This window comes from Microbacterium sp. NPDC055903 (genome assembly GCF_053615555.1).
The window spans coordinates 686443-699679 of the sequence record NZ_JBSHCA010000001.1 but is presented as its reverse complement, the minus strand read 5'-3'; the positions used below and the strand labels follow the sequence as shown (position 1 = coordinate 699679).

11 protein-coding genes are annotated in these 13237 nt (G+C 67.9%); 10 read left to right on the top strand and 1 reads right to left on the bottom strand.

Annotation, left to right across the window (positions count from 1 at the left end; translation table 11 throughout):
- Positions 1-95: 95 nt before the first annotated feature.
- The 4 genes from ACWGJP_RS03205 (at position 96) to ACWGJP_RS03190 (ending at position 3967) form a co-directional block, all read left to right on the top strand.
- The gene (locus tag ACWGJP_RS03205) at positions 96-1421 is read left to right on the top strand and encodes an ABC transporter substrate-binding protein (protein WP_452328305.1); all 1326 of its coding nucleotides are present in this window, start codon (positions 96-98) and stop codon (positions 1419-1421) included.
- Positions 1422-1528: 107 nt separating this feature from the next.
- A complete protein-coding gene (locus ACWGJP_RS03200) occupies positions 1529-2413 on the top strand; it encodes a carbohydrate ABC transporter permease (RefSeq protein WP_452328304.1) in 885 nt (294 codons plus the stop codon).
- Between the two features lies 1 nt (position 2414).
- Positions 2415-3320 (top strand): carbohydrate ABC transporter permease, encoded by a 906-nt coding sequence (locus tag ACWGJP_RS03195; RefSeq protein ID WP_452328303.1) that lies wholly within the window; start codon positions 2415-2417, stop codon positions 3318-3320.
- Between the two features lie 2 nt (positions 3321-3322).
- On the top strand, positions 3323-3967 hold the full coding sequence (locus tag ACWGJP_RS03190) for an aspartate/glutamate racemase family protein (protein WP_452328302.1): 645 nt from the start codon (positions 3323-3325) through the stop codon (positions 3965-3967).
- A gap of 16 nt (positions 3968-3983) precedes the next feature.
- On the opposite strand, the gene ACWGJP_RS03185 is transcribed toward ACWGJP_RS03190, so the two are convergent.
- Positions 3984-4961 carry a sugar-binding transcriptional regulator gene (locus ACWGJP_RS03185; RefSeq protein WP_452328301.1) on the bottom strand — a complete coding sequence of 326 codons (978 nt, stop codon included), beginning with the start codon at positions 4959-4961 and terminating at the stop codon, positions 3984-3986.
- Positions 4962-5068: 107 nt separating this feature from the next.
- On the opposite strand from ACWGJP_RS03185, the gene ACWGJP_RS03180 reads away from it, so the two are divergent.
- The 6 genes from ACWGJP_RS03180 (at position 5069) to ACWGJP_RS03155 (ending at position 13236) form a co-directional block, all read left to right on the top strand.
- The gene (locus tag ACWGJP_RS03180) at positions 5069-6070 is read left to right on the top strand and encodes a LacI family DNA-binding transcriptional regulator (RefSeq protein WP_452328300.1); all 1002 of its coding nucleotides are present in this window, start codon (positions 5069-5071) and stop codon (positions 6068-6070) included.
- Between the two features lie 175 nt (positions 6071-6245).
- Positions 6246-8855: a family 78 glycoside hydrolase catalytic domain gene (locus tag ACWGJP_RS03175; protein WP_452328299.1), complete on the top strand. Its 2610-nt coding sequence runs from the start codon at positions 6246-6248 to the stop codon at positions 8853-8855.
- The gene (locus ACWGJP_RS03170; protein ID WP_452328298.1) at positions 8852-9682 is read left to right on the top strand and encodes an NAD-dependent epimerase/dehydratase family protein; all 831 of its coding nucleotides are present in this window, start codon (positions 8852-8854) and stop codon (positions 9680-9682) included. Before ACWGJP_RS03175 ends, ACWGJP_RS03170 begins: the two co-directional genes overlap by 4 nt.
- A 247-nt stretch (positions 9683-9929) precedes the next feature.
- The gene (locus tag ACWGJP_RS03165) at positions 9930-10574 is read left to right on the top strand and encodes a DUF2291 family protein (protein WP_452328297.1); all 645 of its coding nucleotides are present in this window, start codon (positions 9930-9932) and stop codon (positions 10572-10574) included.
- Complete coding sequence (locus ACWGJP_RS03160; protein ID WP_452328296.1) at positions 10571-12136, top strand: sugar ABC transporter ATP-binding protein; 1566 nt, start codon at positions 10571-10573, stop codon at positions 12134-12136. Before ACWGJP_RS03165 ends, ACWGJP_RS03160 begins: the two co-directional genes overlap by 4 nt.
- Positions 12133-13236, top strand: coding sequence for an ABC transporter permease (locus tag ACWGJP_RS03155; protein ID WP_452328295.1), 1104 nt, complete (start codon positions 12133-12135; stop codon positions 13234-13236). The genes ACWGJP_RS03160 and ACWGJP_RS03155 overlap by 4 nt, the downstream gene beginning before the upstream one ends.
- Position 13237 lies beyond the last annotated feature (1 nt).

Genomic DNA, 13237 nt, shown 5'->3' with positions numbered 1-13237 from the left:
TCAGTACTGACTGTTGACACGACTCGACATTCTCCGTAACGTTTCAACCACACCCCACACAACACAGCACCACCGTCGTCAAGGAGGACGCATCCATGAATGCCCGTCGCACCCCTCGCGCCCTGTTCGCGTCGGGGCTTGCCCTCGTCACCATCGCCTCGCTGGTCGCCTGCTCCGGTGGCACCACAGGCACCGGTGACGGCGGGGCAGCCGGCACCGACCCCGAGACCTTCACCGTCCTCAGCGCCAACGAGAACACCACCCTCGCCACCGAGCTCGACGCGCTCGCCGCCGGCGCGTGCGAGGCCGAGAACGAGGCGCTGCCGCTGGAGCACGAGACGGTCGCCCAGGCCGACGTCGTGCAGAAGGTCACGCTGCTCGCCAGCCAGGATTCCCTGCCCGCGCACTTCATCGCCGGGACGGCGATGGTCCGTCCGGACGGCGACCTGGGTGCCGCAGGCCTCGTGCTCGACTACGAAGAGGCGCTCACCGACCTCGGTGTCTGGGACCAGATCCTGCCCGCGGCATCCTCGACCATCGAGAACGTCTACGGTCAGATGGTCTCGCTGCCGTACCAGTACAACCTCGAGGGCATCTTCTACAACACCGAGATCTTCGCGGAGCTGGGCATCGAGGAACCGCAGACCTGGGATGAGCTGCTCGCTGCGAACGACACGCTCCTCGCTGCCGGGTACACCCCGATGGCCGAGGCCGGCGCCGCGGCATGGCCGGTCACGCGTCTCATCGGCATGTACGCCTATCGCCTCGCCGGGCCGGACGCGATGACGGCCATCCGCGACGGCGATGCGAAGCTCACCGACCCCGAGTACGTCGAGGCCGCACAGGCCGTCGCCGACCTGGCTGCATCCGGCGCCTTCGGAGAGGGCTTCATCTCGAAGGACGCCGCGGCCGCCACGAACGACTTCTTCACCGGCAAGGCCGCGATGAAGTACGACGGCACCTGGCTGCTGAGCAACATCAACAACGAGGCCGAGAACCAGATCGGCATCGACAACGTCGGCTTCATGCCGTTCCCCGCCGTCGAGGGCGGCGAGGGCACGATCGACCAGTGGCCGGCGAACGCCGGCACCGCGTTCGCCATGAACCCGAAGACCTACGGTCCGAAGGTCGGCGACTGGCTGAGCTGCATCGCCGAGAACTACGGCGCGCAGGCCCTGAAGGACGCCGGCGTCATCTCCGGCTTCAAGGTCAATGAGGAGGTCCCCGACCTTCCCGTGACGACGCAGGCGATCCAGGAGAAGGTCGCGGAAGTCTCCGAGACCGTGCTTTGGTTCGAGGCGCTCATGGACGGCAAGTCCACCAGCCTCGCGCAGTCGAACATGTCGCTCCTCGTCAACGGTCAGCTCTCGGCAGAGGACTACATGTCCCAGCTCCAGCAGAGCATCGACGAGAACCGATGACATCCCTCGTCCAGACTGGACACTGATCCCCAGGCCCGGGTCTGCGACCGCACTGGTTCGCCCAGCGGATGCAGGCCCGGGCCGACTTCCGTCACGAAAGCACGCCCATGAAACGCGTCTTCGGTGATCGCAAGACGATCATCATCCTGCTCGCGCCCACGCTGCTCCTGTACGTCGGCCTCAAGCTCGTCCCGGTGGCATGGTCGCTGGGTCTGTCCTTCTTCGAGGGGAACACCCTCCGCGGCTTCGAGTTCGTCGGGGTGGACAACTTCGCGAAGTTCTTCCAGGACCCGGCCGGCATCCAATCGCTCTGGGTGAGCATCATCTTCGCCGTGCTCGCCACGGCGGGACAGATCGTCTTCGGCTACCTGCTGGCGCTGTTGTACGTGTTCGTGCTGCGCAAGGGTTCGGCCTTTCTTCGCACCGCCGTCTTCTTCCCGATGGTCCTGCCCACCGTCGCGGTCGCCCTGCTCTTCAAGAGCTTCGTCGCCGTGGGCGACAATCAGGGGCCGGTCAACGACCTGCTCAACTTCTTCGGGCTGGGCAGCGTGGAGTTCCTCGCATCCACCGTCGGCACGATGGCGGTCGCGCTCGCCATGACGTGGTGGAGCTCGATGGGCTTCTACGCCGTGCTGCTCTACACGGGGCTCCTGGACATCCCAGACGAGGTCATCGAGTCCGCCCGCATCGACGGGGCCAACGGGCTGAAGCTCGTCCGCCACATCGTCCTGCCGCTGTCGTTGCCCATTCTCATCTCGTCGATCATCTTCAGCTTCAACTCCACCCTCAAGGTGTTCGACAGCCTGCTCGCGCTCAACGGCGGAGGCCCTGGCACGACGACCGCTCCGTTGACGCTCTACATGTACCGCACCGCGTTCGAGTACGCAGAGTACGGCTACGGTTCGACGATCGCCCTCGTGCTGACTCTGCTGTGCCTGGTGTTCACGCTCGCGGTCTTCCGCTCGTCCAGCAAGAAGAATGCGGAGGTCTGACATGACCGAGACACAGACCCTCGTCGGGGCATCGCCGATCTCGCGCAAGACCCCGCCCGCGCCCCTCGCACGCCAGGCCGTACGCGTGCTCCGCCGCATCCCGGTGTGGTTCATCGTGACGCTGCTGCTCATCATCGTCCTCTACCCGCAGATCTGGATGATCCTCGGGTCGTTCAAGACGCAGTCGGAGTTCCTCTCGAATCCGACCTGGGCACTGCCCGAGTCGTTCAACCTGGAGAACTACATCCAGGCGTTCACGCGCGGCAACGTCGCGACGAACTACCGCAACAGCCTGCTCGTCACGCTGCCATCGGTAGCGCTCATCGTTCTGCTCGGCGTCGCAGCCGGCTACGCGCTCGAGGTGATGATCTGGAAGGGGCGGCACACCACGCTGCTGCTCATCCTCGCCGGCATCATGGTGCCCGGTCAGATGATCCTCGTCCCGCTGTTCACCGTCTACTTCAAGCTCGGGCTCACGAATTCGCTCTGGCCGCTCATCATCACCTACACGGTGATGGGGTTGCCCCTGACGACGTTCCTCATGGCGACGTACTTCCGCTCCGTGCCCCGCGAGGTGTTCGAGGCAGCGACGATGGACGGCTGCAGCCCGCTCAAGCAGTTCTTCGTGATCGGCCTCCCGCTCATGAAGAACGCGATCCTCACGATCGCACTGGTGCAGTTCTTCAGCGTCTGGAACGATCTGCTCATCGCCTTGACGTTCACGTCGAAGCCGGAGCTCGCGACGATCCAGGTGGGGCTGCTCAGCATGAACGACGAATACGGCTCCACGCAGTACGGCCCGCTCTTCGCGGCGATCAGCATCAACATCGTCGCCCTGCTGATCGTGTTCGTCTTCCTCAACAAGAAGATCATGGCCGGCATGGCTGCCGGCTCGGTGAAGGGATAGTCATGACCCGTATCGCGTTCCTGCATACCGGAGCAGTGGTCATCCCGCCAGTGATGGAGCTCGCTGCACGCCTGCTTCCCGCCGCGCAGACGGTGAACTACCTCGATGACAAGATCGTCGCGGACCTCGGCGACCCGACACGCGCTGCATCCGTCGACGAACGGCTCGAGGGCCTCGTGCGCGCCGCGAGGTCGGCGGGGGCGGATGCCGTGATGCTGACCTGCTCGTCGATCTCCGCGTACGCGGCACCGCTGTCCGATCGAGTGGGCATCCCCGTGCTCCGTATCGACGAGGCGATGGCGGATCAGGCGGTCGCCACCGGGGAGCGCATCGCCGTGATCGCGACGCTGCAGACCACTCTCGCGCCGACGACGGCCCTCATCGCCGAGCGCGCAGAGCTCGCCGGAGTGACTCCCGTGATCGTGAGCGAGGTCGTCGATGGCGCATTCGCTGCTGTCGCGTCCGGCGACCGAACCGCCCATGATGCTCTGGTGGCCGCCGCGATCACCCGGCTGGCGGCCGATGCGGACGTCGTCGTGCTCGCTCAGGCGTCCATGGCCAGCGCGGCGGCCGCCGTCGCCGTCGATGTGCCGGTGCTCACGAGCCTGGAGCCCGGCGTGACCCGCCTGCGCGACGTACTGTCCTGATCCGACAGGCCAGGGGTCAGCCGGCGAGCAGCGTCTCTGCGGTGCGCAGGTCGGTGACGAGGGCGTTGACCCAGCCGCCGGCGAGGGCTCCGCGGATGGCGTCGATCTTGTGCGCGCCGCCCGCGATTCCCAGGCGACGGGGGATGCGCAGCAGATCCTCGACGGGGATCGCGATGACCCGCTCGTCGAAGCCCTCCTGCACGGGGCTGCCGTCGAGTCGGTATGTGCGATGGCAGATGTCGCCGACCGCACCGTCTGCCAGCAGCTCTGCACGCTCCTCTGCGGCGAACGCGTTGCCACTGGAGGCCAGCACGTCGCTGGGCTCGATGTTGCCGATGCCCATGATGGTCATGGTCAGCTCGCGCCACCGGCGGGTGATCTCCTGCATCGACGCATCTGCCAGCAGGGAATCCCTGATCCCCGCGCCGGCGACGATGCCCGGCGCCTGGACGTAGACGGCCTCGGCGCCCAGGATCCTGGACAGATCACCGAGCAGGCGGTGGCTGTGGCCTTGCACCTCAGGTGCGCCAGACCCTCCGAGCAGCTGGACGACCTCGGTGGCGCCGCGAGCGGCGAAGGGGCGCATGCGCTCGACGACGGCGAGCAGCGTCTGGCTCCAGCTGGAGACGCCGATCCGGTCGGTGCCGGAGAGCGTCGCTTCCAGGTATGCGGCGGCGCCCGCGCCGAGGGCGGCGAGCGTCTCCGCACGTTCGGCGTCGGGGTCGACGTCGACGACGACGGCCTCGGCGAGCCCGAAGCGCTGTTCGAGGAGTTCCTCCGTCTCGGCGTACACCCCTGGCGCCACCGTCACGATCGTGCGGACGATTCCGACGGACGCGGCGCGCTTGAGCAGCCGCGAGACCTTCGCCTGCGAGATGTTCAGCGACTCCGCGATCTCGGACTGCCGGATGCCGCGCTCGTGGTACATCCTGGCGACCTTCGTCATGAGCCGCACTTGTCCGTCGAGCGGGCGGCTGTAAGTATTCGAAGGCACGGATGCTTCCTCTCCTGCGATTCCAAATTCAGATTCGCTAACGAAAGAATATTCAATGCGGGGCGCTCTGCGCTACCGTCCGCCTCCGTTCCCCTATCGTGAGAGCCGTGAAGAGAGTCGGGATCCGCGCTGTCGCCGCTGAGGCGGGCGTCTCCAGCGGTACCGTCTCGCACTATCTCAATCATCCGGAGCTCGTCTCGCCGGAGCGGGCCAAGCGCGTCGAGGAGGCGATCGAGCGCCTGGGCTTCGTACGCAATGATGTCGCCCGACAGCTGAAGATGGGCCGCAGCTTCTCGCTCGGCTACATCGCACCCGAGTCGGGCAATCCCTACTCGATCGGCATCGCCGAGGCCCTGGAAGGTGCGGCGGAGGCTCACGGCTACTCCCTCTTCGTGGCGAACACGCGGGACGACCCCGATCGCGAGCGCGCCTACCTCGACCTCTTCGCGCAGTACGGCTTCGGAGGCCTCGTCGTCTCCTCCGCCGGCCCCGTCGAGCAGCGGCTCGCGTTGCTGCGCGAGCGCGGGATGCCCTCGGTGCTGCTTCGGCGCACGGATGCCGCCGAGCAGCCCTCCATCGCAGCGGATGACATCCGCGGAGGCGAACTCGCCGCGCAGGAACTGATCTCCACGGGGTGCACGCGGCTCGCGTTCGTCGGCGGGCCGACTTCGGTGCGCCAGGTGGCCGATCGGTTGCACGGTGCGACCGGCGTCGTCTCGCAGACGACGGGTGCGCGCATCGAGCTCATCGATACACCGGTGCGGACCATCGCCGCCGGAGTCGCGGCCGGCGAGCGGATCGTCGCAATGGCGCCGTCCGAGCGGCCGAACGGGATCTTCGCGGCGAACGACCTCCTCGCCATCGGCGTCGAACAGGCGCTCGTCACGGCGGGGATCGCGATCCCTGAAGAGATCGCGATCATCGGCTACGACGACATCGAGTACGCCGCCAACTCCCTCGTGCCGTTGTCCTCGATCGAGGTGCCGCGGCAGGCCATGGGGGAGGCGGCCATCGCGATGCTGATGGCCCAGATCGACGCCGTGCCACTGTCGGAATCGCATGCGGTCTTCGCCCCGCGTCTCATCCGGCGACGCAGCACGACGCGCTGAGGGCACCGGTTCGTTCGTACGGCGACGATGACCTCTGACACGTTTCAGAAGTTCGCAATGTCCCTTCTCGTCACAACTTGAAACGTGTCATACTGGACCCGCCCGGCTCTTGTCGGGCGCGCGGCGCGGCGCCGCATCCTCGACGGACGATGAAGACACCGGGAGAACACGCGACATGTCGATCACTCTGAGCGCACCGAGCATCGAGCATCACCGCGAACCTCTCGGGATCGGCGAGTCCCGACCCCGGCTGTCCTGGAAGACGCAAGCCGCTCCGGGGTGGGTGCAGACCGGCTACGAGATCGAGGGCGTGATCGGCGCCGATGGGCCAGAGCGGATCCGCGTCGACGGCGCCGACTCGGTCCTCGTGGCATGGCCCTTCCGTGCCCTGGTCTCCCGCGAGCGAGCGGTCGTGCGCGTGCGGGTCATCGGCACGACGGGGGAGTCGGAGTGGAGCGCGCCGACGGTCCTCGAGGCGGGGCTGCTGCGCCCGGAGGACTGGCGAGCCCGGCCCGTCGGCGCAGGCTGGGACGAGGGGCCTGCGAGCGACGACCGTCGTCCGCCGCTCGTCCGCCGTTCGTTCGAGGTCGCCGAGAGGCCGGCATCCGCTCGCCTGTACGTCTCGGCGCACGGGCTCTACGAGGTCGAGATCAACGGCACGCGCGTCGGCGCCGAGGCGATGGCGCCGGGCTGGACGGTCTACGGCGAACGGCTGCGCTACGCCACCTACGACGTCACTGACCTCATCTCCCAAGGGGAGAACGCCATCGGCTCGTGGCTCGGCGATGGCTGGTACCGGGGCCGGATGGGCTGGAACGGCGGCTTCTACGACCTGTACGGAAGCGACATCGGTCTGATCGCCCAGCTCGAGCTGCGGGGTGCAGACGGGAGCATCCGCACCATCGCGACGGACGACAGCTGGAAAGCGGCGATCGGTCCGATCGTGCGCAGCGGGAACTACGACGGCGAGGTCTACGACGCCCGCGAGGAGCAGGCGGGCTGGTCGTCGCCGGGCTTCGACGATGCCGACTGGACGCCTGTCCGCGTCGGCGAGCGCGATCCGCGTACGCTCGAGGCCCCGGTGGGACCGCCGGTGCGCTGCACGCAGGAGGTGCCGCCCGTCGCCGTCCTTACGTCGCCGTCCGGCCGTCGCGTGCTCGACTTCGGCCAGAACCTCGTCGGCCGCCTGCGCATCCGGATCTCCGATGCGGATGCCGGTCACACCGTCACCCTCTCGACCGCCGAGGTCCTCCAGGACGGCGAGATCTACACGCGCCCGCTCCGCTCGGCGAAGTCGACGGACGTCTACATCGCTGCAGGGCGGGCCGAGGAGGTATGGGAGCCGCGCTTCACCGTCCACGGCTTCCAGTACGTCGACGTCAGCGGGTGGCCGGGGGATCTGGATGCCGCCGTCGCCGACGGCGCGATCGTCGCCAGGGTCTACCACACGGACATGGAACGAACCGGCTGGTTCGACAGCTCGAACGAGCTCGTCAACCAGCTCCACGAGAACATCGTCTGGGGCATGCGCGGCAACTTCCTCGACATCCCCACCGACTGCCCGCAGCGCGACGAGCGGGTCGGCTGGACCGGTGACATCCAGGTCTTCGCGCCGACGGCGAGCTTCCTCTACGACTGCTCCGGGATGCTCGACTCCTGGCTGCGCGACGTCGCGATCGAGCAGCTCCCCGACGGCACGATCCCCTGGTACGTGCCCGTCATCCCCGCGCACCGGATGTGGACGCCGATCCGCCCGGGGGCGGTGTGGGGCGATGTCGCGGTGCTCACGCCCTGGACGCTGTACGAGCGCTTCGGTGACGCCGAGATCGTCGCCAGGCAGTACGACAGCGCTCGGCGCTGGGTCGATCTGATGGCCGAGCTCGCCGGCGACGATCGGCTGTGGAACGAGGGGTTCCAGCTCGGAGACTGGCTCGACCCCGATGCACCGCCGCAGGATCCGGCGGAGGCGAAGACCGACCGCTACCTCGTCGCGACGGCGTACTTCGCGTGGTCGGCGCGGCATCTGGCGAAGATGGCCGAGCTGCTGGGCAAGGATGAGGATGCCGTCCGCTACGCCCGGCTCGCGGAAGAGGTCAGGGCGGCGTTCGTCGCCGCCTATGCGACCGCCGACGGTCGCATGGCCAGCGACGCCCAGACCGCCTACGCCTTGGCGATCCGTTTCGAGCTGCTCTCCGACGAACAGCGCAGCGTCGCCGGGCGGCGCCTCGCCGAACTGGTCGCCGAGGCGGACAACCGCATCTCCACCGGGTTCGCCGGCACGCCGATCATCAACGACGCGCTCACCGCGACTGGCCAGGACGAGGCCTCCTTCGCGCTGCTGCTGGAGCAGGAGTGCCCGTCGTGGCTGTACCAGGTGCGGCAGGGGGCGACGACCGTGTGGGAGCGCTGGGACTCGATGCTCCCTGACGGCACCGTGAACCCCGGCACGATGACGTCCTTCAATCACTACGCGCTCGGTTCTGTCGCCGACTGGATGCACCGGGTCCTCGTCGGGCTCACTCCGGTCGAGCCCGGGTATCGCAGGGTCGTCGTCGAGCCGCACGTCGGAGGAGGGTTCACGCGTGCGTCCGCCTCGCACGAGTCTCCGTACGGACGGATTGACGTCGCATGGCATCTGGAGAGGGAGGAGCTCGTGCTCGACGTCGCGTTGCCGACCGGGACGACGGGCGTCATCCGGCTCCCGGGCGCCGAGGGCGTCGAGATCGGCCCCGGCGTGCATCGGGCGAGCGTCCGGCTCGACGTGCCGACGCAGGTGCCCGCGTGATCATCGCGGTCACCGGCAGCGAGGGCAAGCTCGGGCGTGCCACCGTGGCGCGACTGCGCGCCGAGGGGCATGAGGTCATCGGTTTCGACCTCGCCGGTCCTGCGGGGTCAGGCTTCACGAGGGTCGACCTCACGGACTACGGCCAGGTCCTCGATGCGCTTCTCGGGGTGACGGCGCGTCACTCGGGGATCGATGCCCTCGTGCACCTCGGCGCGGTGCCGGTGAACGGCCTCGTGCCGGACGTGACGACCTTCGAGAACAACGTCCTCTCCTCCTTCCACGTCCTGCACGCGGCGCATCGTGCGGGCATCCGGACGATCGTGACGGCATCCAGCATCACGGCCACCGGCTTCCCCTACGAGGTGCCGCCGCCGCGGCTGCCGCTGGACGAGACGCACGCGCAGGCCTTCAACACGTATGCCCTCGGCAAGATCGTCGAGGAGGCCATGGCCGCGCAGCTCGTCGCGTGGGGCGACGGCGTCTCGATCACCGCACTGCGCTTCACCAATGTCGTCGCCGAGGGAGAGTACGCCACCTTCCAGCGCGCGTCCGAGCCCGGGTACCGGCGCGATCTCCTCGGGTCCTGGATCGACGCTCGCGACGGGGCGCTCGCCGTCCACCTCGCGCTGGAGCATGCGCAGCCGGGCTTCGAGGTCTACCACGTGGCGCATCCGCGCTCCGGAATCGCCTCGACGTCGCGCGAGGCGGCCGAGCGCTGGTTCCCTGGTGTGCCGGTCGCGGACGATCTCGGCGAGCACGAGTCCTTGTTCTCCGTGCGCAAGATCCAGGATCGTCTCGGCTTCGCACCCGAGCACGACTGGCGCTGAGTCCCTGCCGTCCGATGGCGGCGCAGCTGCGGAGGAGATCGCATGGAAAGGAGGATGCCTCGACGATATTCGCTCCTCCGAATCGGGTGATCTCCTCCGATCCGGGTGGCACCTGAATCGCACCCGTTCGGATCATCGCGCATCGGGGGTTCCCCTCGCGCGCCTTCGCCTGCTACATTTTGGTCAACCGGTTGATGTCTCGGAAGAGCGATCTGGGACCGGAACCCGACCTGCGAAGGAGCAGCCTATGAACGCGACGGCGCGTCGACCCAGGATCAAGGCCTGGATCCCGATCACCGTTGCCCTTCTCGTCGTCACGGGCGTCGGCCTCGCGACGACGAAGTACATCTCCATCGAGGATGCGACAGCCAGTGCGAGCGCCGGCGCCTTTGACCCGATCTCCTACGCGGATGAGCGCTTCGAGAGCGAGGTCGTCCCGCAGATCGAGGACGAGGCGATCGATCTCAGCACTCTGCTGGCGGACCTGGCCGGTGGGGCCGACGAGTCCGAGTTCGGACACGCGCCGGGGGAGGGCAGCTCGTACAGCTTCCCCGTGACGTTCACCGCGACGGCCGGCGCGCAGAACGGCTCGATCCTGCCGGTCACCGTCGAAGGCGTCCCCTCGGATGTCACGGTGCAGCTCCAGGTGGGGCCCGCCGTCAACGGAACGGCGCTGCGTGATGTCACCGGCACCGTCTCCTTCAACGACTTCACCAACCAGCTCGAGTTCCAGGAGGTCGCCACCGAGTTCAACAATCGGGTGCGCGACGGCATCCTGGCTGACGCAGGACAGATCGCAGAGGGCCAGACCCTGACGGTGACCGGCGCGTTCACCCGCGTGAACCCGGCGCTCGTCTCCGTTGTGCCGGTCGTACTCGAGGTCGCTCCATGACGGTGCTCGCCGAGACGGTCGCGCAGGATGCCGTCGTCATGCGCGCCCGCGGCATCACCAAGGTCTACGGCGCCACGCACGCGCTCAAGGGCGTGGACTTCGACATCCGCGCGGGAGCGGTCACGGTGCTGTTCGGCGAGAACGGCGCGGGAAAGTCCACGCTGATGAAGATCCTGTCCGGCGTCGAGACCCCCACTTCGGGAAGCCTGGAGCTGCGCGGCGAGGAGATCCGGCTCGCGGGGACGGTCGATGCGGCCGCTCGTGGGATCGCGATCATCCACCAGGAGCTGAGCCTCGCGCCCAACCTCAGCATCAAGGACAACATCTTCATGGGCCGTGAGTACGTCCGCGGTGGTCTCGTCGTCGACGACAGGGCGGAGACCGCCAAGACCCGCGAGCTCATGCAGCGCCTTGCCGAAGACCTCGACCCTCGCACGCTCGTCGGCGATCTCCGCCTCGGGCAGCAGCAGGTCGTGGAGATCGCCCGCGCTCTCGCCGGCGAAGCCAGGGTGCTCATCATGGACGAGCCGACCTCCGCTCTCAGCGGCAGTGAGGTCGAAGTGCTCTTCTCCCTCATCCGCGAGCTGACGGATGCCGGCGTCGCCATCGTCTACATCTCCCACCACCTCGAGGAGGCCCTCGAGATCGCCGACCACGCCGTCGTCTTCCGAGACGGCGCCCTCGTCGCGACGGGTGAGCGCGGCGAGATCGACCTCAACTGGGTGGTCGCGAACATGGTCGGACGCGCGGCGGACGACCTGGCCCCCGACCTCCTCGACGAGTTCGGCGAGGTGGCCCTCTCGCTGCGCGGCGTCACCGTCGCGGACCCGGCCAACCCGAGCCGACTGGCCGTCGACGGACTGGACCTCGACGTGCGCGCGGGGGAGATCGTCTGCCTCTACGGGCTGATGGGCGCAGGGCGCACGGAGCTCCTCGAGGCCCTCGCCGGCCGATCGCCGATCCAGCGAGGCACCGTGCTCATCCACGGCGAAGAGCTCGACAGACAGAGCATCGCGGAGCGCATCTCCACCGGGCTCGCCCTGGTTCCCGAGGACAGGCAGCGGGACGGGCTCGTCCAGACGATGTCGGTCGGCGAGAACACCGCGCTCTCCAGCATCCTCGACTTCGCGCCGTTCGGCTGGATCCTCGGACGGCGTCAGAAGGACGCCGTCGCCAGGGGCATGGCGGATGTGCGCGTGAAGGCGGCGGGGCCGCAGGCGGCGATCACCTCGCTGTCGGGCGGCAACCAGCAGAAGGTCGTGATCGCCAAGACGCTCATGACCGGCCCGCGCGTGATCCTTCTCGACGAGCCGTCGCGCGGCATCGACGTCGGCGCGAAGGCCGAGATCTTCGCCCTCATGGCGCGCGAGGCGCGCCGTGGACTCGCCGTCCTCTTCGCCACCAGCGAGGTGAGCGAGGCCCTCGGCGTCTCCAACCGCATCGTCGTGATGAGCAAGGGGCACGTCGTCGGCGAGTTCGACCCGAAGAAAACCACCCGTGAGGACCTGATGGCCGCCTCCGGAGAAGCACACACCGACGAGCCCGCAGGGAGCGAGCAATGAGCACCACAGAGACATCCGCCGCGCGCACCGGCCGACTCCGCAACGTCGACATCGGCTCGCTGCTCCTGGAGGGCAGGGCGTTCATCGCGCTCATCGTGCTGATCGTCATCTTCGCCCTGCTGTCGGACTCGTTCCTCAGCTTCGGCAACCTCGTGACGATGACCAAGCACGTCGCCTACAACGCGATCCTGGCGCTCGGGATGCTCTTCGTCATCCTCAAGGGCGGCATCGACCTCTCGGTCGGCTCCACCGTCGGTCTCTCCGGCGTCGTGGCCGGAACGATGCTGCAGGGATGGCAGCTGAGTCTGTTCGACATCGTCGTGTACCCGCAGGTCTGGTTCGTCGTGGTGATCGCGCTCGCCGTCGGCACCTTCGTCGGGCTCATCAACGGCATCCTCGTCACGCGGTTCAACGTGGCACCCTTCATCGCGACCCTGGGCATGCTCTACGTCGCCCGCGGCGCCGCGATGCTGATATCGAACGGGACGACGTACCCGAAGCTCGGCGGCACGGAGGAACTGGGCAACCAGGGCTTCCTCCTCATCGGCGGCGGGCGCATCCTCGGCATCCCCACCGCGATCTGGATCATGGTGGTCTTCGCCCTCGTCGCCTCCTTCGTGCTGCGCAAGACGCCGTTCGGCCGCTGGGTGTACGCCACCGGCGGCAACGAGCGCGCCGCCGAGCTGTCCGGTGTCCCGGTGAAGAAGGTCAAGCTCCGCGTCTACATGATCAGCGGCTTCTGCGCGGCGACGACCGGACTCATCATCTCGTCCGAGCTGACCAGTGCGGCGCCGCAGCTCGGTGAGACCTTCGAGCTCAACGCCATCGCCGCCGTGGTGATCGGCGGGGCCGCCCTCACCGGAGGGCGGGGCAACGTCCGCGGCGTGCTCATCGGCGCGTTCGTCATCGGATTCCTCAGCGACGGCCTCGTGCTCGTCGGCGTCTCGACCTTCTGGCAGATGGCCATCAAGGGTGCGGTCATCATCCTCGCCGTGATGCTCGACCAGGCCCAGCAGCGCATCACCCGTTCGAAGAACGCGGCGCTCGCCGCGGCGAACAAGCAATCAGCACCCCCTCAGACGACGCCGGCCACGGCGTGAC

What these genes read in the sequence shown, in the direction of transcription:
- ACWGJP_RS03205 (WP_452328305.1), top strand. Translation starts at nt 96, where the DNA reads ATGAATGCCCGTCGCACCCCTCGCGCCCTGTTCGCGTCGGGGCTTGCC.
- ACWGJP_RS03200 (WP_452328304.1), top strand. Translation starts at nt 1,529, where the DNA reads ATGAAACGCGTCTTCGGTGATCGCAAGACGATCATCATCCTGCTCGCG.
- ACWGJP_RS03195 (WP_452328303.1), top strand. Translation starts at nt 2,415, where the DNA reads ATGACCGAGACACAGACCCTCGTCGGGGCATCGCCGATCTCGCGCAAG.
- ACWGJP_RS03190 (WP_452328302.1), top strand. Translation starts at nt 3,323, where the DNA reads ATGACCCGTATCGCGTTCCTGCATACCGGAGCAGTGGTCATCCCGCCA.
- ACWGJP_RS03175 (WP_452328299.1), top strand. Translation starts at nt 6,246, where the DNA reads ATGTCGATCACTCTGAGCGCACCGAGCATCGAGCATCACCGCGAACCT.
- ACWGJP_RS03165 (WP_452328297.1), top strand. Translation starts at nt 9,930, where the DNA reads ATGAACGCGACGGCGCGTCGACCCAGGATCAAGGCCTGGATCCCGATC.
- ACWGJP_RS03160 (WP_452328296.1), top strand. Translation starts at nt 10,571, where the DNA reads ATGACGGTGCTCGCCGAGACGGTCGCGCAGGATGCCGTCGTCATGCGC.
- ACWGJP_RS03155 (WP_452328295.1), top strand. Translation starts at nt 12,133, where the DNA reads ATGAGCACCACAGAGACATCCGCCGCGCGCACCGGCCGACTCCGCAAC.